At 70.1% G+C, this 18,214-nt stretch carries 22 protein-coding genes; 15 read left to right on the top strand and 7 right to left on the bottom strand.

Features of this window, described 5'->3' with window-relative positions:
- Positions 1-295 precede the first annotated feature (295 nt).
- Positions 296-676 (top strand): hypothetical protein, encoded by a 381-nt coding sequence (locus ACXNSR_RS20805; protein WP_458637046.1) that lies wholly within the window; start codon positions 296-298, stop codon positions 674-676.
- A 116-nt stretch (positions 677-792) separates the two neighbouring features.
- Here the strand turns inward: ACXNSR_RS20805 and ACXNSR_RS20800 are convergent, their stop codons facing one another.
- The 5 genes from ACXNSR_RS20800 to ACXNSR_RS20780 form a co-directional block, all read right to left on the bottom strand.
- The gene (locus tag ACXNSR_RS20800) at positions 793-1,623 is read right to left on the bottom strand and encodes a hypothetical protein (protein WP_458637045.1); all 831 of its coding nucleotides are present in this window, start codon (positions 1,621-1,623) and stop codon (positions 793-795) included.
- A complete protein-coding gene (locus tag ACXNSR_RS20795; protein WP_458637044.1) occupies positions 1,604-2,497 on the bottom strand; it encodes an aldo/keto reductase in 894 nt (297 codons plus the stop codon). The genes ACXNSR_RS20800 and ACXNSR_RS20795 overlap by 20 nt, the downstream gene beginning before the upstream one ends.
- The gene (locus tag ACXNSR_RS20790; protein ID WP_458637043.1) at positions 2,494-3,678 is read right to left on the bottom strand and encodes a cupin domain-containing protein; all 1,185 of its coding nucleotides are present in this window, start codon (positions 3,676-3,678) and stop codon (positions 2,494-2,496) included. The genes ACXNSR_RS20795 and ACXNSR_RS20790 overlap by 4 nt, the downstream gene beginning before the upstream one ends.
- 19 nt (positions 3,679-3,697) lie before the next feature.
- Entirely contained in the window at positions 3,698-3,829 is a 132-nt protein-coding gene (locus ACXNSR_RS20785) for a hypothetical protein (protein WP_258054030.1), read from the bottom strand.
- Between the two features lie 188 nt (positions 3,830-4,017).
- A complete protein-coding gene (locus tag ACXNSR_RS20780) occupies positions 4,018-4,245 on the bottom strand; it encodes a hypothetical protein (protein ID WP_037929703.1) in 228 nt (75 codons plus the stop codon).
- Positions 4,246-4,482: 237 nt separating this feature from the next.
- On the opposite strand from ACXNSR_RS20780, the gene ACXNSR_RS20775 reads away from it, so the two are divergent.
- The gene (locus tag ACXNSR_RS20775) at positions 4,483-5,766 is read left to right on the top strand and encodes a helix-turn-helix domain-containing protein (RefSeq protein ID WP_458637042.1); all 1,284 of its coding nucleotides are present in this window, start codon (positions 4,483-4,485) and stop codon (positions 5,764-5,766) included.
- Here ACXNSR_RS20775 and cutA read toward each other — a convergent pair.
- Complete coding sequence (cutA, locus tag ACXNSR_RS20770; RefSeq protein ID WP_458637041.1) at positions 5,763-6,080, bottom strand: divalent-cation tolerance protein CutA; 318 nt, start codon at positions 6,078-6,080, stop codon at positions 5,763-5,765. The two genes, ACXNSR_RS20775 and cutA, sit on opposite strands and share 4 nt — an antisense overlap.
- A 328-nt stretch (positions 6,081-6,408) precedes the next feature.
- Here cutA and ACXNSR_RS20765 point away from each other — a divergent pair, with 328 nt between their 5' ends.
- The 9 genes from ACXNSR_RS20765 (at position 6,409) to ACXNSR_RS20725 (ending at position 14,036) form a co-directional block, all read left to right on the top strand.
- The gene (locus ACXNSR_RS20765) at positions 6,409-7,020 is read left to right on the top strand and encodes a hypothetical protein (RefSeq protein WP_458637040.1); all 612 of its coding nucleotides are present in this window, start codon (positions 6,409-6,411) and stop codon (positions 7,018-7,020) included.
- Between the two features lie 7 nt (positions 7,021-7,027).
- Complete coding sequence (locus ACXNSR_RS20760; RefSeq protein ID WP_458637039.1) at positions 7,028-8,059, top strand: helix-turn-helix domain-containing protein; 1,032 nt, start codon at positions 7,028-7,030, stop codon at positions 8,057-8,059.
- A 571-nt stretch (positions 8,060-8,630) separates the two neighbouring features.
- The gene (locus ACXNSR_RS20755) at positions 8,631-9,752 is read left to right on the top strand and encodes an efflux RND transporter periplasmic adaptor subunit (protein ID WP_458637038.1); all 1,122 of its coding nucleotides are present in this window, start codon (positions 8,631-8,633) and stop codon (positions 9,750-9,752) included.
- Positions 9,749-10,435 (top strand): ABC transporter ATP-binding protein, encoded by a 687-nt coding sequence (locus ACXNSR_RS20750; protein ID WP_458637037.1) that lies wholly within the window; start codon positions 9,749-9,751, stop codon positions 10,433-10,435. Before ACXNSR_RS20755 ends, ACXNSR_RS20750 begins: the two co-directional genes overlap by 4 nt.
- Positions 10,432-11,685 (top strand): ABC transporter permease, encoded by a 1,254-nt coding sequence (locus ACXNSR_RS20745; RefSeq protein WP_458637036.1) that lies wholly within the window; start codon positions 10,432-10,434, stop codon positions 11,683-11,685. The genes ACXNSR_RS20750 and ACXNSR_RS20745 overlap by 4 nt, the downstream gene beginning before the upstream one ends.
- A gap of 10 nt (positions 11,686-11,695) precedes the next feature.
- Positions 11,696-12,175, top strand: a complete 480-nt coding sequence (locus tag ACXNSR_RS20740; protein WP_458637035.1) for a hypothetical protein — start codon at positions 11,696-11,698, stop codon at positions 12,173-12,175.
- On the top strand, positions 12,172-12,600 hold the full coding sequence (locus tag ACXNSR_RS20735) for a hypothetical protein (protein WP_458637034.1): 429 nt from the start codon (positions 12,172-12,174) through the stop codon (positions 12,598-12,600). The genes ACXNSR_RS20740 and ACXNSR_RS20735 overlap by 4 nt, the downstream gene beginning before the upstream one ends.
- Positions 12,601-12,603: 3 nt before the next feature.
- Entirely contained in the window at positions 12,604-13,491 is an 888-nt protein-coding gene (locus ACXNSR_RS20730) for an efflux RND transporter periplasmic adaptor subunit (RefSeq protein WP_458637033.1), read from the top strand.
- A gap of 65 nt (positions 13,492-13,556) precedes the next feature.
- Positions 13,557-14,036 carry a myosin N-terminal SH3-like domain-containing protein gene (locus ACXNSR_RS20725; protein ID WP_458637032.1) on the top strand — a complete coding sequence of 160 codons (480 nt, stop codon included), beginning with the start codon at positions 13,557-13,559 and terminating at the stop codon, positions 14,034-14,036.
- Positions 14,037-14,056: 20 nt separating this feature from the next.
- Here the strand turns inward: ACXNSR_RS20725 and ACXNSR_RS20720 are convergent, their stop codons facing one another.
- Positions 14,057-15,007, bottom strand: coding sequence for a serine hydrolase (locus ACXNSR_RS20720; protein ID WP_458637031.1), 951 nt, complete (start codon positions 15,005-15,007; stop codon positions 14,057-14,059).
- Positions 15,008-15,042: 35 nt separating this feature from the next.
- Between ACXNSR_RS20720 and ACXNSR_RS20715 the strand changes: the two genes are divergently transcribed.
- The 4 genes from ACXNSR_RS20715 (at position 15,043) to ACXNSR_RS20700 (ending at position 18,186) form a co-directional block, all read left to right on the top strand.
- The gene (locus ACXNSR_RS20715; protein ID WP_458637030.1) at positions 15,043-15,204 is read left to right on the top strand and encodes a hypothetical protein; all 162 of its coding nucleotides are present in this window, start codon (positions 15,043-15,045) and stop codon (positions 15,202-15,204) included.
- A gap of 389 nt (positions 15,205-15,593) precedes the next feature.
- Entirely contained in the window at positions 15,594-16,322 is a 729-nt protein-coding gene (locus tag ACXNSR_RS20710; protein WP_458637029.1) for an ABC transporter ATP-binding protein, read from the top strand.
- Positions 16,319-17,272: a hypothetical protein gene (locus tag ACXNSR_RS20705; protein WP_458637028.1), complete on the top strand. Its 954-nt coding sequence runs from the start codon at positions 16,319-16,321 to the stop codon at positions 17,270-17,272. The genes ACXNSR_RS20710 and ACXNSR_RS20705 overlap by 4 nt, the downstream gene beginning before the upstream one ends.
- The gene (locus ACXNSR_RS20700; RefSeq protein ID WP_458637027.1) at positions 17,272-18,186 is read left to right on the top strand and encodes a hypothetical protein; all 915 of its coding nucleotides are present in this window, start codon (positions 17,272-17,274) and stop codon (positions 18,184-18,186) included. Before ACXNSR_RS20705 ends, ACXNSR_RS20700 begins: the two co-directional genes overlap by 1 nt.
- Positions 18,187-18,214 lie beyond the last annotated feature (28 nt).

The following is an 18,214-nucleotide window of genomic DNA, read 5'->3' as shown; positions in this document are numbered from 1 at the left end:
TGCAGAGCGTTGAAGGCACGACCAGCAATCAGCCGGCAAAAAATCCCCCATGCCCAGACCGAATTCCGCACCGGAGTCATCGCGCCCCATGGGCGGCACGAGCCTCCAGGCCTGACCCGCCGCATCCGACTGGCCCCTCGGCCCAGGGCGCCCGACCGGCCGCCTGCACCTTGCCCGCCCCCAGCGGTCGGAGCGAGCGGCGGAATATAGCCGACGATCCCCGGTCAGCCAAACCGGGGAATCTCCAGACACTTGAAACAGCACCCCCTTCCGCACACTTTCGAGGAGCACTCGCATGCCTGAAACCGAAATCCGACCCACCATCGTCGCCCTCCTCTGCGACTCGAACTTCAAATACCGGCGCGACACCAAGACCTGGTCCCACATAGACGGCCGCCCCTTCACCAAGGAGGAGCAGGCCGCCGTCTGGAGCGCCACCCGCTACGAGTTCGAGGAGTTCGCCGGCCAGCACACTCGGTACATGGAGTACCTGCGGACCCTGGAGGAAGCCCCGGACGCACTCCAGCGGTTCCTCGCTCCGTTCATGGAGCAGCTGACGAGTAAGACCCTCGGCGATGCCGTCGAGCTCATGAGCGAAGACGAGAGGGCCGAGCTCGAACGGCTGCTTGGCCTCATGACCGAGGCCCCTCGGCCCTTCACCGCATACACCTTCTGAGCAAGGCCACCGGGGCCAACGCGACTCAGCGTTGGCCCCGGTGGCCTGTTCGCATGTCCTCGGCTACGCCACGACCCCGGCCGCAAGCATGCCGGCGCCGATTTGGTTGTTGACTCTCAGCGAGGACGGACGCCCGTCACTTCCTCCGCGCGCTGGCGCAGCAGTGGAGCCAGTTCCACGTACCAACCACGGCCGACGGCTTGGAGCATTTCGGCGAGAGCGACCTGTTCGCCGATCCGGCCGGCGGGTGTGTCCAGGACGTCGGCGAACTCGGTGCGGATGCGCGCGGCGACGGCGGGGACGCGGAGGCTGTTGACGTAGAGCATGGCCGGGTCGTAGCCGATGGGGACGGCGCCCCAGCGTTCCCAGTCGAGGATGACGAGGGGGTAGTGGGTGAGGTTGGCCCACTGGAGGTCGGCGTGGCCGGTGACGCGTTCGGTGATGGCTGGCGCGGGGATGCCGAGGAACTCGGGGAACACGCGGTCCGCCCAGGACTGGCGGATGGTCTCGCGGGGCGGCTCAGCAGTGCTGAGGGCGCCCAGGCTCTCCCGCAGCGTCGCCCACCATGAGTCCGGGAGACCTGGGTCCTCCGTGAGGTCGGGGGTTTCCGGGGAGATGACGGGCTGGGCGACATAGTCGATCAGCTCAGCCTCGAAGACGTACTCCCCACCCTCCCATCGGTACAGGTCGTGGAGGTGGGGGCGGGACACCTTGTCCGAGACCCGTTCCTCGGCGAGCGCGATGCCCTCGTTCCGGGTGGTGGGGGTCTTGGCAGCTTCACCGCAGTGGACGCGGAGCCAGTGGCCGTTCTCTGTGCGGGAGCCGACGGTCCGGCCGAGCCATCCCCAGGACAGCGGGCCCGTCGGAGCGGTGGCCAGATGTGAGGATGCGGTGGCGAGGGCGTCCTCCATGCGGGCCCTGGTGGTCTCATCCTTGGGCGAGTACATCGGTGACCCTCCTGAGCTGGTCCGGTTCGAGCGGCGAGGCAATGGCCTCCTTGGCGGCCTTCCAGTGCTGCGGCGTACTGGCGGACAGCAGTACCACGTCCAGGCTCGGGCAGGACGCCGCAGCCAGGAGGCAGGCGGCGGCCGTGCTGGTGCCGGGTCGGATGAACTCGGCGAGTTCGGGTGTGGCCAGGTCGAGGAGTTCGCCGCCGTGCAGGGGTGAGGAGCCGAAGGTGAGCAGGCCGCCGGCGAGAGCCTGGACGAGCGGACCCCGCCCGCCTAGAGCGAGCGCGATCGGGCGGACCATGACGAGGCTGACCGGCTGCTGGATCGCGCCGAGGTGGTGTTCACCCGATCCGGCGGCCTCTTTGGCCAGGCCGAGGAGTTCGGGGACGGTGAATGCCTCGTGCTGGAAGCCGGACCAGGTGGCCACTCCGTACCCGGCGATGCGGCCTTCGGCGGCGTACTCCTCCAGCTCGCAGAACACGTCGCGCAGCCGCGCGTGCAGCACCCCACGGTCCATGTGGGCGTGCTCGGGGTTGTGGACGAACACGATGTCGGCGCGGCCCAGGGTCGCCAGGGAGCGATCGGTCTGCCAGCGGGCGAAGCCGGGGTGGAGGCTGTGGCCGACGGCTGCTTCCTCGGGTGGGAGGACTCCGGCCGCCACTGCGGCCTCGCCTTCCCGCCGGGTGAAGAAGCCGGTCTTCGTCGCGACCATGGCGCGGGGGTGGTCGGCGATGACCGGGCCGAGTGCCTGATGGGCCGTGGCGTAGTTGGGTGCGGTGTCCAGCCACACCAGCCCGTCGGAACACGCGGCGCGCGCCGGCTCCTCGACAGCGCGCACCCGGTACGTCCCGAGGCCGAGGGCAGCGGTCACCTGGCTGCCCCGATCACTGCGGCGGCCTGTCCGCCGACCAGGGCCGAGACGATCTCGGCGCTCTGGGCGACGGTGAGGCCGGACGCGGCGGCGAGGTCCCCGAGCGTGACCGGCGGCCCGCCGGCCAGGCGGTGCAGCAGCGGTGCGGCGGGCAGTGCGAAGGTCCACTCGCGCCCGGCGCCGGAGAAGGTCACCGCCTCGGCGTCCTGGTCCACCCGGGCGCGGGGCACGGTGACATGGACGGTGATCCCGGGCTCGGGCGGAACGGTCGCCAGGTGCGGCAGGGAAAGACGCGGGTGCCCCGGGTGCGTGGTGTCCAGCGACCTCTCCCACCGGTCCAGAACCGCCGTGTCCTCCAGAGCGGCCAGCACCTCCTTGCGTACGGCACCCAGGTAGTCGGCCCGCTCTTCGGGGGTGCTGAAGCGAGGGACGTCCGAGCGGACGGTTGCGCTGGTCCGGAGGTCGTCGCACAGCCATCCGAGGAACTCGGCACCGGTCTGCGTGGCCAGCCCGAAGGTGAGGTGGAGCGATGCGGTGCCCTGGTCGGCGCTCACCGCGTGCCACCAACCGCGCGGCAGATAGAGCAGGTCACCGGGCGTCAGGACGATGTCCGCGATCGGCTCGCCCGTCGGGGCCTCGGGGGCTTCGAAGTCGCGCCAGGCGGGGGCCTGCCGGGTGGGTCCATAGATCTTCCACCGCTTGGAGCCTTCGAGTTGGAGGACCACGACGTCGTGGTCGTCCCAGTGGGTGCCGAAGCCCTCTTCGGACGTCCAGGAGGCGTACGCGTTGGCCTGGACGGGGGTCCGGAGGAACCGTTCGAGGCCGGCGGCGGCTGCCCGGACGGGCGGGTGGATCTGGTCGATCGCGTCGATGACGAGGGACGCGCCCTCGGCGAGGCGCGCGTGGAACTCCGTCGGCTGCGGCTGGTGCCAGGACACCCCGCGCCGGTTCGTGCGCAGGACGGAGTACGCCGTCGCGGGGACGGCCTCCCCCGCGCGGGAGAGTCGCATCCGGGGCGGCTCCAGCCGGTGCGCGGCGACGATCTCGTTGATGTCGTCCCAGGTCAGCAGAGCGGGAACGGCGGTGCCGGCTGAACGGATCAGTGCGTGGGCGCGGAAACACGTCTGGGCGAGGAACGTGTCCCCGCCCAGACGCTGCGCCCACGATGCGGAATCAATCACCGTGGGTCTCCTCGGTCGATCAGGTGTCGTTCATGTCCGACTTGCCACCGGTGTTGTCCGAAGCCTCTTCGGCGCGCGACCGCGCCGCGTTGATCCGGCGGACACCGATCAGCAGACCGCTGGCCTGCTCGGTGGGAGCGTTCTCGTTCATCCCGTACTCCTTCCTGATCCTTGATGTAGCCCGCAGGGGTTCCTGCGGGAATCTGGGGGTGGGAATGGTGCTGCGGGGTCAGCGCCCGGTATCGCCGGCGAGGGCGAGAACGACCACCAGGACGCAGGTGACCGCGATGTAGACCAGGACTGCGAGCTGCTGGCGCCATCCCCGCAGGGCCCTGCGGTTCAGCCCCGCTCCAGGCTGGAGGGGTCCTTGACGATCCACTCCGAGCCGCCGCCCTCGGGCCGGGCGAAGACCGCGTTCGCGTACGAGACACGGGTGGCCGGGTCTTCGTACTCGCCGATGAACTGGACGATGCCCCGCCTGTTTTCCAGCGGGTCGAAGACCGGCGTACCTTCGCTGACCCAGCCGGGCACGGTCTGACGCTGGCGCGGACGGATCTGAGGGGCCACGGCTCTCTCCTTGGGCTCGGGCTGGCTCTTCGCTCCGGGGGACGCAGCGGGCCGCAGGTGCGACATGGGGTACGGCCTTGCGGCCCGCTGCGAGGGGGAGGCCGCCCTTCCCGGGCGGATGTGACCAGTCAACTGCCGTACGCGTTTGGATGGATGGGCCAGAAGGCATGGCCATTCCGGGGACATGGCCAGGTTTTATGGCCAGGCTGGGATCAGGGCTCTGCCGACGGTCGGGGGATGGCAATGATGACCACGAACGAGGGCGACGGCGTGGAGCCGATCGGGCCGCTGCTGCGGCGCCTCCGCATGGCCGGCGGACGCACACAGGAGGGTCTGGCGGCCGATCTCTCCGCCCGGCGGGGGTACCCGCTGGAGCAGGGCGCGGTCTCCAGGTGGGAGACCCACGAGCGGCTGCCGGACCCGGCTTCACGGGCGCTACTGGCCGCGGAGTTCGGCGTACCGGAGGAGGAGCTCCGACGGGCCGTCGCTCTCGCCCGGCGCCTTCGCCGACAGGAGCAGAAGGACCCGACCGACCAGGAGAACGAAGTGTTCGACCGCCGCGGATTCATGACGGCTTCGGCCGGTGCCGGGATCGCCGTCATACAGCCCTCTTCCCTGCTCTCGTCAGGACGGAGGCTCGGAGCTGACGTTCCAAGGCAGCTGAGCCAGCGCACCGCCCGGCTCCGGCGCCTGGACGACTTCGTGGGCGGTGGCGACACCTACCAGATGTACGTCCGCGAGCTGGCGACCACGACCCGACTGGCCGACGAGGGGGTCTACAGCGAGACGACCGGCAGGGGGCTGCGGGGAATCATCGCCGAACAGGCCCAACTCGCGGGCTGGGCGGCGTACGACGCGGGCCAGTACGAGGAGGCCCGCGGGCACTACATGACCGCCTTGGCCGCATCGCGCATGGCCGAGGACAGCTCCCTCGAAGGCAACTCGCTGGCCTTCCTCGCGTACCTGGAATGGACCGTGGGCGGTGACTCCGGGATCCGGTTCGCCACGGCCGCGTACGAGGCACTGGGCTCGGGGACGGCGCCCGTCGTGCGTGCGCTGCTGGCCGACCGACTGGCCTGGCAGCACGCGACCTCGGGGAACGCCCGGGAAGCGGACTACGCGCTGGGCCTCGCCGAGGAGGCGATCCACGAGCCCGGCGACGAGCCGGGCCCCGACTGGGCGTACTGGGTGGACCGCGACGAGATCGCGATCATGACGGGCAGGTGCTGGTCGGAGCTGCACCGGCCCCTGCGGGCGATCCCGGCTCTGGAGGACGCCCTGGGCCGGTACGACGACTCCAGGTCCCGCGACAAGGCGCTCTACCTGTCGTGGCTGGCAGCGGCCTACCTGGACGCCGGCGAGATCGAGCACGCGACCGCGATCACGACCCGGGTATTCGACCTCTCCGAGGGCCTCGCGTCGGTCCGGCCGATGCTGCGGGCCCGCCTGATGGTCAAGCGACTGGAGCCCCACCGGTCCCTCGCCCCGGTCGGTGCGCTGCTGGAACGCGCCAGGGGTTAGCGGGTGGCCCGCGTGATCCAGTCCAGGTACTCGGCACGGACGGCGTCGATGGTGAAGGCGATGACCTCGGGCGAGTCGTAGGGATGGTTGTCCACCAGGTGCTTCTCCAGCGCTTCACGCCGATCACCGGCCGTACGGAAGGTCACCTGGAACTCGGTCCCCTCGGAGACCTCTCCGAGGTGCCGGTACGTCGTCTCGATGGGCCCGGTCACCTGCCCCGAAGCAGCCAGACCCGCCTCCACCGCAGAGCGCGACAACTTCCGCGCGGTGTCCTGATTGTCCACGGTCGTGATCACGATCAAGAAGTCAGCCATGTGGGCAACGTACCTGCCACCACCATGCACCTGGGAGGGAACGATGTGGTCCGCCGGAACTTCATCGTCGCGTCCGGCGGAAACGCGCCATCCGCTCTCGGCCCGCCCTATAGGGACAGCATCACCAGCCGGCCATGACCGCCCTTGCCGGCCCCAAAAGCTTCGCGAGCGGGCAGCTCGCCTCGCCGCCTGGCTCCGCCCTGCATGCCCTGGTCCTGCCTGGCCGCCTGTCCCTCGCCTCACCTACCTCTACGAGCAGACAGACCCCTTCGGTGAATAGTTCGCGGAATAATTGACAGCAGATAGTTAAGTCCGTCAGGATCTCCCTGTGACCGAACCTCTCAGTGCAGTAGAGGCCGAGTTGGTCCTGTCGCCGCATCTCCAGAAGATCGGCGGCTGCATCGAACTCGGATGGCGGCGTTGGCTCGGACTGCTGAAGCAGGACAGCGAACTCGGCATCATCATCAGCACTCGTTCACGAGCCAATCTCGTGTATGACTTCATCCGCTACGAAGCCGTCAACGCATTCGACGGCTGCGAGGGCGTCAAGGTCGGGGACAGCCGCGGCTTCCTCCTCCTGACGTTCGAAGAGAAGATCGTCCTGCGGTTCAAGAAGTTCAGGGACCGCAAGTACCGGACCAGCGGCATACCCACGCAGCAGCGGCGCGAGTACGCCAACCAGGTGCTGCCCGGCATGGAAGCCCTTACCCACCTGGTCGCCGGCTACCTCCCCGACAAGGAGGGGCTCGGCCTGGAACGGATAGCCATCGCGTGCAGTCTGGACGATGATCGGCTCTGGGTGCTGGAGTTGGATCTCGGCCTCGGCGAGACTGGTAGTCCGGCACCTGTCGCCCCGATGCCGGTGGTCCCCACGCGGGATACGATCGTGCGGCCCAAGCGGCGCGAAATCGCAGATCAGACCGGTACAGAAGAGAGGTAGCCACCCCATGAACCCGCGCCTACTGCAACTCGCGCGGGAGTCTCGTGGCTTGTCCCAGTCCAAGCTGGCTGGACTCGCAGGCATCTCGCAGGCAGCCCTGTCCAAGGCGGAGAACGGCGTCGGAACGCTGACTCCCGAACGTGTGCAAGCGGTGGCGGACGCCCTCGGCTATCCCAGAGAACTGCTCGACTGGCCGGATGAGCCGGTCGGGCTTGGTCCGTCTGGCTTCTACCACCGCAAGCAGTCCGGCCTCGGCAAGACCGCGCTCCAGCGCATCGAAGCCGAGGTCAACCTGCTCCTCATGCAGCTCCGCCGACTCGAGGCGAGCGTGGACATCGAGCCGATCTACCGGCTCCCTGTCCTCGACGCCGACGAGCACACCCCGGAACGGGCCGCAGCGAAGATCCGAGCGAGCTGGCACCTGCCCGACGGCCCCGTGCACGACGTGATCCGAACAGTCGAGAGGGCTGGCATCGTCGTGGTCCGACGCAACCTGGAGTCCCCCAAGATCTCCGGTCTCAGCGTCCGGCCGCCCAACAGCCTGCCCTTGATCATCCTGAACGAAGGCATGCCGCCGGCGCGGGAGCGGTTCACCGTCTTCCACGAGCTGGGGCACCTTGTGATGCACCAACTGCCGAGCGACAACGGCGAGCGGGAAGCGGACGTATTCGCCTCCGAGCTGCTGATGCCAGGCCCCCTCATCGGCCCCCACCTTTCCGGCCTAACGCTCCAGCGGGCAATCCAGCTGAAGCAGCACTGGAAGGCATCCATGGCCGCAGTGATCCAGGCCGCGAAGCGCCTGGATCGCATCGACGAGAGCCGGTACAAGAGTCTGCAGGTCCAGCTGTCACAGCACGGCTACCGCAGGAACGAGCCCGCAGAGCCCGACCGCGAGGAACCGAGCATCCTGACCAGCATCCTGGAAACACATCGGTCGGATCATGGGTACTCGGACAAGGAGCTGGCCACCGTGGTCGGACTCCAGCTCCGTGAGTTCCGGTCCGAGTACGGCGGCACGCTCAGTCTTCACGCCGTCTGATGCGCCCACCCGCAGTGCACCGAGGGGCCGCGACCGATCTTCCGATCCGGTCGCGGCCCCTCGACGTACGGACGTAGCTCCCCGCCCCTCCAGCCGACTACTTGCGGGAGCAATCCCGGGCGTCGGCGATCTACCGGCGAGAGCTGGTCGCGGGCGATTCAGGCGGCTCACGCCCCCTGCAGGGCTCCACCGCGACGCGCGTGCCCCAACCGTGCCCTTGAGGACGGTCAACAGCGGTCAGAACCGGTTCCCGGCGAGCCTCCGAGAGAGGCTCGCCAGGGCCTGTTTCCGCAGGTCAGGTACCCCGCGAGTACGTTCCGCGCAGTAGATTCCCAAGCTTATAGCGCGGGTTCGATTCCCGTCATCCGCTCCACGACAAAGCCCCAGGTCAACGACCTGGGGCTTGTTTGTTGTCTAGACCTCTGAATCCCCGCCATGGGTGCGAATTCGCATCCCCGAAGCGGAAGTTGCCCGGCGAGGATCAGGCCGGGGATGCGCAGCAGATATCTCACAGCTGATTCACATGTACCCGCTACGGACGCCACAGGTGTGCGGACCAGTCTTGGCGCCCATGGGATCTGTGATGAGAGGCCGGGCCCTCCTGGTCAACGGCACGCTGGCCGTGCTGCTGGCCGGGGGTATCGGCTTCGCGTACGTGTCGCTCAGCGACGACGGGGCCACCGCCTCCGCCACCACCAGGACCACGTCCGTGATGCGCGGTGACCTCACCGCCTCGGTATCTGCGTCCGGCTCGGTGGAGAGCGCGACGAAACGGGCGTTGTCCTTCAACGGCTCGGGGACCGTGACGAAGATCGACGTCAAGGTCGGTTCCGCGGTGAAGAAGGGCCAGAAGCTGGCCGAGCTGGACCGGACCGAGGCGCAGGAGGAACTCGACGCGGCCAAGGCGCAGCTGGCCGTGGCGGCCGACGGCGACACCAGTACCGCGCAGGGCAACGCGAGCTACGTACAGGCGAAGAACGCGGTGAGCGCGGCGCAGCGCGCCCTCGACAGGACCATCCTGTACGCGCCGATCGACGGGACGGTCACCGCCGTCAACGGCAGCGTCGGGGAATCGGCCTCCGGGTCGTCGGCTTCCTCTTCCTCCAGCTCGTCGGCTTCCGCGTCGAGCGGCTTCATCGAGCTCGCCAACCCGGACGCGGTCCAGGTCACGGGCAAGTTCACCGAGGCCGACGCCGCGAAGCTCAAGGTCGGACAGACGTCGACGGTCACCTTCGCCGCCCTGTCGGGTGTCACGGCGCAGGGTGAGGTGGCCGCGATCGACAGTGCGCCCACCACCGAGAACAACGTGGTGACCTTCGCGGTGACGATCACCTTGAAGGAGAAGCCCGAGCAGGTGCGGATCGGGCAGACGGCCAGCGAGACCGTGACCGTATCCGAGGTCAAGGACGCGCTGTACGTGCCGACCGCGGCGGTCAAGAGCGCAGGTGGTCAGAGCACGGTGACGGTGCTGGAGGCCGGCCAGCCGGTGGTGAAGACGGTGACCGTGGGGATCGCCGGCAATACGGGAACCGAGATCAAGTCCGGTCTGACGGAGGGCGAGCAGGTCCAGCTCACGGTCGCCACGGGCACGACCGGCGGCGGTGCGCAGATGCCCGGCGGCGGTTTCGGCGGCATGGGCGGCGGTGGCATGGGCGGCGGCGGTCGCGCACCGGGCGGCGGTGGCGGTCGATGAGCGCCCCCGTCATCGAGGTCCGCGGCCTCACCAAGGTCTACGGGCAGGGCGAGACCACCGTCCACGCGCTGCGCGGCACCAGCCTGACCGTGCAGCAGGGCGACTACGTGGCCATCATGGGCCAGTCCGGCTCGGGCAAGTCCACGCTGATGAACATCCTGGGCTGCCTCGACGTGCCCACGGACGGTGACTACTTCCTGGACGGTACGGACGTCAGCGGGCTCAGCGAGCAGCAGTTGTCGATCCTGCGGAACAGGAAGATCGGCTTCATCTTCCAGAGTTTCAACCTCATCCCGCGGATGACGGCCCTGGCCAACGTCGAACTCCCCCTCGCCTACGGCGGTGTGAAGCCGGCCGAGCGGCGCAGGCGGGCGCTCGCCGCCCTGGAGATGGTCGGGCTCGCCGACCGGACCGGGCACGAACCGAACGAGCTGTCCGGCGGACAGCAGCAGCGCGTGGCCGTCGCGAGGGCCCTGGCCACCGCTCCGGCCCTGCTGCTGGCCGACGAGCCGACCGGCAACCTCGACAGCAAGTCGACGCTCGACGTCCTGGACATCCTGGACCAGCTCTCGGCGTCCGGCCGGACGATCGTCCTGATCACCCACGAGGACGAGGTCGCCAAGCGGACCAAGCGGGTCATTCGCCTGGTCGACGGCGACATCGTGGAGGACCGCAGACAGTGAACCCCTTCGAGATCCTCAGGTTCGCCTTGCGCGGCCTGGGCGCGAACAAGCTCCGCAGCGGCCTGACCACCCTGGGCATCCTCATCGGTGTCGGCGCGGTCATCCTTCTCGTGGCGGTCGGCAACGGGTCCTCCCAGCAGATCCAGGACAGCATCAGCCGGCTCGGCGCGGGCGCACTGACCGTTTCGACGTCGACGACCGGGCAGGGCGGCGGATCACGTCAGGCTGGTCCGGGCGCGCAGCAGCAGTCCGGCAGTACGGGACCTCGTACACAGGCCAAGAAGCTCACCGTGGAGGACGCCAAGGCGCTGGTCGACCCGGTGAACACGCCGTCTGTCGAGAGTGCCTCACCGGTGGTCAACGCCAGTTCCCAGACCACCACGTACCTGACGACCAGCCACAGCATCGCCCAGTTCGTCGGCAGCGACCCGGCCTACTTCAAGGCGAGCAACAAGACGATCGCGCGCGGTTCGCTCTTCACCGCCGAGCAGGTCGAGACGGGCTCCAAGGTCGCGGTCATCGGACAGACCGTCGCCGAGCAGCTCTTCGGCCGCGTCGACCCGATCGGCAAGAAGATGAACGTCAACGGCGCCTTCTTCACGGTGACCGGGGTGCTGGCCAAGTCCGGTTCGTCCTCCAGCGGTTTCCAGGACGCCGACGACATCGCCGTCGCTCCCTACACCGCGGTCCAAGGGACGCTCACGAGCTACGGCGCGCTCAGTCAGATCGTCGTCCAGGCCAAGAAGGCGGGTGCGGTCGACGCGGCGCAGGCCGAGGTCACCGCGTTGCTGAACCAGCGGCACGGCAGCACCGACTTCCAGGTCTTCAACCAGGCCAGCCTCCAGTCGGCGGTCGCCGAGTCGAGCGAGACCTTCACGGTGCTGCTCGGCGCGGTCGCGGCGATCAGCCTCCTGGTCGGCGGGATCGGCGTCACCAACATCATGCTGGTCACCGTCACCGAACGAACCCGCGAGATCGGCATCCGCAAGGCCATCGGCGCCCCGCGCGGGGCGATCCTCGGCCAGTTCATCACCGAGGCCACGATCCTTTCTCTGATCGGCGGGGTGCTCGGGGTCGTCGCGGGAGTCGTCGGCGGCCAGTTCAAGATCGTCGGCGTGCAGCCGGTGATCGCCCCCTGGTCGATCGGCCTCGCCCTCGGCGTCTCGGTCGCCATCGGCCTCTTCTTCGGCAGCTACCCGGCCAACCGCGCCGCCGGCCTGCGACCCATCGAGGCGCTGCGCCATGAGTGAGGACAGAGCAGTGAACCAAGACCCCAACGGCAGCGACGGCACCGACCTGCTGGCCGACTCCCCGTTCGCCGGGAACCTCGACGCCGAGCTCAAGACCGCACCGGCCCGCCGGCGCCTGCCGGGCGTGGCGCTCTTCCTGACCGCGGCCATCGTGGCCGTGGGCGGCTTCATCGGCGGCGTGTACGTGGAGAAGGGCACCGGCGGAAACGACACCTCCGGAGCCCGCCCCTCCGGAGGACAGATGCCCGGCGGAGGACAGATGCCCGGCGGGGGACAGATGCCGGGCGGCGGCCAAATGCCGGGCGGCGGGGCCGGAGGCCAGGGACGTCAGGGGATGTCCTCCGGAACCATCAGCAAGATCACGGACGGGGTGGTGGAGCTCACGACCCAGGACGGCAAGACCGTCGAGATCAAGACGGGCGACACGGTCCTGCTCCGATCCCAGACCCAGACACAGTCCCCTGCTCCGACGGAAGGAACGCCGAAGTGACCGTGGTGAAGCGGATGCTGGGCGGGGCGGCGGTGGCGGCGATGCTGCTGGCCACGGTGGCCTGCGGCAGCGACAAGTCCGGGCAGCAGCAACAGCCCTCCTCCGACAACCCCATGCAGGCGTTCCAGGAATGCCTCCAGCAGCACGGCGTGACCATGCCCGGCCGCGGCGGCGGCCAGCGCCCCGAGGGCGCCCCCAGCGGACGGCCGGAGGGAGCCCCGAGCGGCCGACCGTCCGGCATGCCGTCCGATATGCCGAGCGGACGCCCCGAAGGCGCGCCGTCCGGACGGCCCTCGGGCATGCCGAGCATGTCGGCGGAGCAGCAGGAGGCCACGCAGGCCTGTGCCTCCCTCCGTCCCCAGCAGGGTGGCGGAAATCGGGGCAACGGCGGCGATGGCGGCAACGCCCCGCAGAACGGAGGCTGATCCATGGCCACAGGCAAGAGGCGCCGCACGCCGGCGCCCGGCGGCGGCCGCCGCATGGCCGCCATGTACGGGGTGCTCGGGGCCGTCCTGATGGGCAGCGGGGCGATACCCGCACACGCCGATGGCACCACCCCCTCCCCGACGTCCAGGGAGCCCTCCTCCAGCGTGCCGGACGTGCAGGTCAGCACGGACCCTTCCGCGTCGGGAACGATCGAGAGCCTCGACTCCCGGTCGCTGTCGTTCACCACCGAGGGCACGATCAAGACGCTCAAGGTGAAGGCGGGCCAGAAGGTCTCCAAGGGCGACGTACTGGCCGAGCTCGACTCGACCGAGGCCGTCGAGAGCCGCTCGGCGGCCTACGCGTCCTACCTCGCCGCCTCCGACGCCCTGGCCGAGCTCGAAAGCGGCACCGAGGGCTACCGGAAGGCGTACGCGAGCTACGTGAAGGCCCGCAACACCTACCGCAAGGCCCAGCGCGCGGTGGAAGGGACGAAGATCACCGCCCCGTTCGCCGGGACGGTCACCGCACTCGACGCCGAGGCAGGCCAGTCGGTGTCCCGGGGCGCGTCCGTGCTCACCCTCACCGACCTGTCGGCGCTCCAGGTCAGCGCCGACTTCACCGAGGCCGACGTCGTCAGGCTGAACAACGGTCAGAAGGCCACGGTCACGCTCGACTCCCTGAACACGAGCATCAAGGGGAGCGTCACCTCCGTATCCCCCGTCCCCGTCACGTCGACGAGTTCGACCAGCGGCGGCGGGGGAGGCGGCGGGGGCGGGGGCGGGATGCAGTCCTCGACGCAGGTCGTCCGGTACACCGTGCTGATCTCGCTGGACAGCCTTCCGGAGACGCTCCGAGCGGGCCAGGCGGTGACCGTCGAGGTGCAGGTCTGAATCTCTCAGCGAATTCACAGCTCCCGGCCACGTGAGCCACAGGGAGTCCGGCGATGCTCGCGCCCATGCCGGATCAGACCGACCCCCACGAGATCCTCAGGACCTCGCCGTTCACGGGCAGCCTCGAAGAGGCACTGGCCGCCCATCCCCCGCGCGCCAAGGTGCCCGTGCTCACGGCGTTCCTGGCCGTCGGCGTCCTGGCCGTCGGCGGCCTCGTCGCAGGCATCCACGCCGACCGCACCTGGGGGCGGGAGAGCACCGAAGCCGGTCCCGGAGCGTCCACCGGACGCTCCGGGCAGGGGTTCCCCGCCGGAGGGGGACAGGGGCGGTTCCCGGGGCGGGGCGGCGGCCAGGGCCCGGGTCAAGGCCAGGCCCAGCCCCCAGGGCAGCAGGTACCGGGCGGGGCCCGGCCGAACAGCGCACTCGTCCAGGGCACGATCACCGCGGTCACCGGCGATTCCGTCACCGTGAAGACGTCCGACGGCAGCACCGTCACCTTGAAGCTCGGAGACCAGCTCCGTACGGCCCCGTCCTTCGCCCGATAGGCCTAGTGCGGCTGTTCCGGTCACTCGGCGGTGAACGGACCGCTCACCGCCACGGCGAGGTCCTCGACCAAAGCCATGCCGGCTTCCTGCGAGCTCTGCCCGTCGCACAGCACCGCCAGCAGCAGGGTGTGTCCGGCCACCTCCACCCGGCCGATGCTGTTGGTCACCCACAGCCCCGTCCCGCTGCGCGCGAGCCAGCCGTTCTTCAGTTGCGCGGCTCCCGGGTCGTCCGCGGCCGCCGACACGCCCCAGTCCTGGTCGGCCGCGATGGAGCCCATGAGGCCGCCGAGGTAGGTCCGGGCGTCCGCGGACAGGGGCGATTCCTCGCCGAACACCGCCCGGAGCAGCCGCAGCTGATCGTCCGGAGTGGTCCGGGTGAGGCCCCAGTAGGCCCCTTCACCGGGGACCGTCTCGACGAGACCCAGCCGGGTGTTGGCCTTCGCCAGGCCTTTCGCGCCGCCGATGGCGTCCCACAGGGCGTTCGCCGCCTCGTTGTCGCTGTTCTCGATCATGGCCTTCGCCCACTGGCGCTCCTGGCCGGTCAAGGAGCGCTCGGCGTCGTCGGCCCTGAGCAGCAGGGCGGCGAGGATGTCGACCTTGACGATGCTGGCCGTGTCGAACGTGTGGTCCTCGGCGCCGGTGGTGCCGGCGGACGTACTCGCGCCGGTCGTCAGGTCCAGCACCGCCACCGCCGCGTTCCCCTCCGCTCCCGCCACGGCTTCCCGTACGACCTTGTCCACCTCTGCCGCGAGGTCGGCCCCGGCCTCTGTGAAAGTGTCGTCCGGTGCGGGAGCCGTCGTCTGCGGGCTCGGCAGCGCGGTCACCGCCGCGACGGTCCGTTCGGATCTCGCGCCCGTCGACGGCTGCGACTTCGCGTGGGTGAAGCCGATCGCACCGGTGAGCGCGGCCACCGTGCCGATCACGAGGTAGCGGCGTATCCGGTACGGGGAGCGGTGCCTGTGGCGTGCCATGGGGCGAAGCTACGAACCCGGTATGGGAATCACGTTTGCAGAAGCTCTGCATCCGCTGTGAAGGCACCCCGCTCGCGCCGTCCGTCCGCGCGGATTCCCGGGTCATCGAATTCATCGCCCGATCCTCCTCCAGCGACCACATCTGCGGCATCACCGCGGAGGCGTACGACTACTGGATCGTGAGCCTGACCCTCTGAGGATCGAGGGCTGCTGCTCCGCCTTCCCGTCGGACGGCCGGCCCCTCGTGATCACGACCATGAACGGGGGCGATTTCCGAGGCCCCCGCGAGTAGCTCCCAGAGGGGGATATTCGCAGGTCAGGCGCCGTTCGCACGCCCAAGCGCCGAGAGGTTCCCGAGCCTGTAGGGCGAGTTCGATTCCCGTCATCCGCCCTTGAACGAAGGCCCAGGTCGGCGGCCTGGGGCTTCGTCGTTGTCCTGACCGGCCGCTCGTGATCAGGGTGTTGGTGGATCACCGCGGAGGACTGGCCCGCTTGCGGCGCCGCCCTTGGTCTTGCGATGGCCGGCGTCCCGTACGTCATCCGCGCGTTCGGGCGTGCCGTCTGCCACGGGAAGTAGTCTCGGACGATGATCATCCTTTCTTGTCACGGAGTGACCAAGAGCTTCCGGAAGCACTCCGTGCTGGAAGGGGTTCATCTCAGCCTGGAAGCCGGCGAGATCGTCGGCCTGCTCGGGCTCAACGGTGCCGGCAAGACCACCCTGATGCGGGTGATCACCGGGCTGGCCACCCCCGATTCCGGTGAGGTGCGGCTGTTCGGGGAGCCGCTGCCCATGCGGCCGCGGCAGCTCGACCGGCTCGGGGCCGCGCTCGACGCGCCCGCCTTCCACCGGTGGTCCACCGGACGCGCCATGCTGCGCACCCTGCTCGACACCGCCGGGCTTCCCGACGGCGGACGGATCGCCCGTGCGCTCGACCGCGTCGGGCTGACCGGCGCCGCCGACCGCCGCCTCGGAACGTACTCGCAGGGCATGCGGCAGCGGCTGGCCATCGCCGCGGCGCTGCTCAAGGAGCCCGATCTGCTGATCCTCGACGAGCCCACCAACGGGCTCGACCCCGAGGGACTGCGCATGGTGCGGCGGATCGTGGCCGAGGAGGCCGCGCGCGGGGCCGCCGTCCTCGTCTCCAGCCACCAGCTCGACGAGATCCAGCGGATCTGCCACCGCGTGATCATGCTCGCCCGGGGCCGGGTCGCCGCGGCCGGCACTCTCGACGCGCTCGGCTACGACCCGGAAAGCGGACCGGACGCCTTCGAGGACTGGTTCTTCGGGCTCGTCGGGAACGGCGGCCACCGGTGAACCGTCTCGTCCGGGCGGAGACCCGGCGGCTGCTGCGGCATCCGCTCGCCCTCACCCTCGCCACGCTGTTCGTCTTCGGCTCCCTCTACTGCGCCTGGGTGAGCCAGAGCATGGCCTCCTACAACATCACGCAGGTACGGGCCAACCTCGACGACCTCCCCCGGTCGTGCGATTCCGCGCAGAACACCCCGGAGCAGAAGGCCAAGTGCCTCGCCGACGTGCCCCTGGAGGCCGTCGGGCTGGAGCGGATCCAGGACAGGTTCACCGCTGAAGGAGTCCGTGCCGCGCACGCCCAGCACCCGGTGGGCTCGCTGCTGTGGACCGTACGGCTGCTGACGTCCGTTCCCGGGCTCGCGCTCCTCGTCATGGTGGCCGCCTCCTCCGTCGCCGGCGAGTGGAGCCGGGGCAGCATCGTGCCGCTCCTCCTCCACGAGTCCCGCCTCAGCAGGCTGCTCGCCGCCAAGGCCCTGGCCATCTGGGTGTGGAGCGTGGTGCTGCTGTGCGTGTCGGCGGCCGTCACAGCCGCGTTCGGCCTTCTCCACGGCCGCAACGCCTACGCGCTGCCTTCGCCCGGCCCCCTCGGCACCGTCCTCGCCGACACCGCAATCGGCGTACTGACCGGGGCGGCCGTGCTGGCCGGGGCCGCGGCCGTCGCGGTCGCCCTCGGCGCACTGCTGCGCCGGCCGATGCGCACCTTCCTCGCCGGGATGCTGCTGCTCGTCCTGGTGGTCCGCACCTCCGCCGCCCCGGGGCTGGGCGCCTGGCTCCCCGGCGGTGTGCTGGCCGACCTGGTCGGCTTCGGTGCGGTGGACGGAGTCTGGGACCACTTCTGGATCTCCACCGACCCTTCCACGGCCCCCGTCCTGCTGCGCGTCCTGCCGACCCTGGCCCTCATCGGCCTGCTCTGGCTCGGGCTGGACCGCCTCGACCGGACCCGGGACCGCGCCTGATGGCCGGTACCCGGCGGCGGCCGGCGCGCGGGGAGGGCGCCGCCTGGCTCGGCGAGCTGCGGGCCCTGTGGACCGCTCCCGTCTGGGGAGCGACCGCGGCGGTGATGGTGCTGGCCCTGGCGCTCGTCGGCCGGCTCTGGATGGCGGGAGCCCCGTACGGGGCGCTCGACCCCTCGGTGTCGGCGCTCACCTCGCTCCCGTCCGCGCTGCGAGCGGCTGCATGGCAGTTCGCGACCCTGCTGGGCCTCGTCCTCACGGGAGTGGTCGTCGCCACGGGGCTCGGCCAGACCCTGGAAGGCGGCACCTGGAGCGCCCTGCGCCTGTTCGAGAACCGGGTCGGAGTGCTGTGGGCGCGCAAGGCCGGCGCCGCACTCGCCCTCTCGCTCGCCGGCCAGATCGTCACCGGCGTGCTGCTGTGGCTGAGCACCTCGGCATACGCCCGGCTGTGGCCGGTGCGGCCCCGCGCGGTGCCCCGCGCAGTGCCGCCCGGATTCGCCGACGGGGCCGCCGTCCATCCGTCGCCTCCCCTGCCCGTCGAGTCCGCGACCTGGGGCCAGGCCGCGGGCGCGATCGCCGCGGCCCTCCTCGTCCAACTCCTCTTCGTCTCCCTGGCCGCCCTCGCGGCGGCCCTGCTGCGCAGCGTCATCGGGACCCTCGCGCTCGGCATCGGTCCCCTGCTGGTGACCGCGCCGCTCGTGCTGCTTCCGGCGGCGCCGTTCCTGCCGCACCGCTGGATCTCCGATCTGCTGGACCTGCCCGCCGAGGCCCAGTACCAGCTCTACCTCTGGAACCAGGCCCCGTCCGATCCCGCACCCCTGACCGGCGGCCTCGCCCTCGCCGGGGCCGCGGCCCTGGCCGCCGTGGCCGCCTGGGCGGCACTGCGTTCCGAGCGCGCGCTGCGGCCCGTCGACTGACACCGCGGCCTTCCCGTTCTCCTTCCCC

It is taken from the genome of Streptomyces sp. NC-S4, assembly GCF_054353315.1.
This window is presented reverse-complemented; position numbering and strand designations above follow the sequence as displayed.

Bases quoted from the DNA above. Each gene is read 5' to 3' on its own strand.
- ACXNSR_RS20720 (WP_458637031.1), bottom strand. From the start codon at position 15,007: ATGGCACGCCACAGGCACCGCTCCCCGTACCGGATACGCCGCTACCTC.
- ACXNSR_RS20775 (WP_458637042.1), top strand. From the start codon at position 4,483: ATGGCAATGATGACCACGAACGAGGGCGACGGCGTGGAGCCGATCGGG.
- cutA (WP_458637041.1), bottom strand. From the start codon at position 6,080: ATGGCTGACTTCTTGATCGTGATCACGACCGTGGACAATCAGGACACC.
- ACXNSR_RS20755 (WP_458637038.1), top strand. From the start codon at position 8,631: ATGGGATCTGTGATGAGAGGCCGGGCCCTCCTGGTCAACGGCACGCTG.
- ACXNSR_RS20785 (WP_258054030.1), bottom strand. From the start codon at position 3,829: ATGAACGAGAACGCTCCCACCGAGCAGGCCAGCGGTCTGCTGATCGGT.
- ACXNSR_RS20730 (WP_458637033.1), top strand. From the start codon at position 12,604: ATGGCCACAGGCAAGAGGCGCCGCACGCCGGCGCCCGGCGGCGGCCGC.
- ACXNSR_RS20760 (WP_458637039.1), top strand. From the start codon at position 7,028: ATGAACCCGCGCCTACTGCAACTCGCGCGGGAGTCTCGTGGCTTGTCC.
- ACXNSR_RS20725 (WP_458637032.1), top strand. From the start codon at position 13,557: ATGCCGGATCAGACCGACCCCCACGAGATCCTCAGGACCTCGCCGTTC.
- ACXNSR_RS20700 (WP_458637027.1), top strand. From the start codon at position 17,272: ATGGCCGGTACCCGGCGGCGGCCGGCGCGCGGGGAGGGCGCCGCCTGG.
- ACXNSR_RS20800 (WP_458637045.1), bottom strand. From the start codon at position 1,623: ATGTACTCGCCCAAGGATGAGACCACCAGGGCCCGCATGGAGGACGCC.
- ACXNSR_RS20710 (WP_458637029.1), top strand. From the start codon at position 15,594: ATGATCATCCTTTCTTGTCACGGAGTGACCAAGAGCTTCCGGAAGCAC.
- ACXNSR_RS20750 (WP_458637037.1), top strand. From the start codon at position 9,749: ATGAGCGCCCCCGTCATCGAGGTCCGCGGCCTCACCAAGGTCTACGGG.
- ACXNSR_RS20805 (WP_458637046.1), top strand. From the start codon at position 296: ATGCCTGAAACCGAAATCCGACCCACCATCGTCGCCCTCCTCTGCGAC.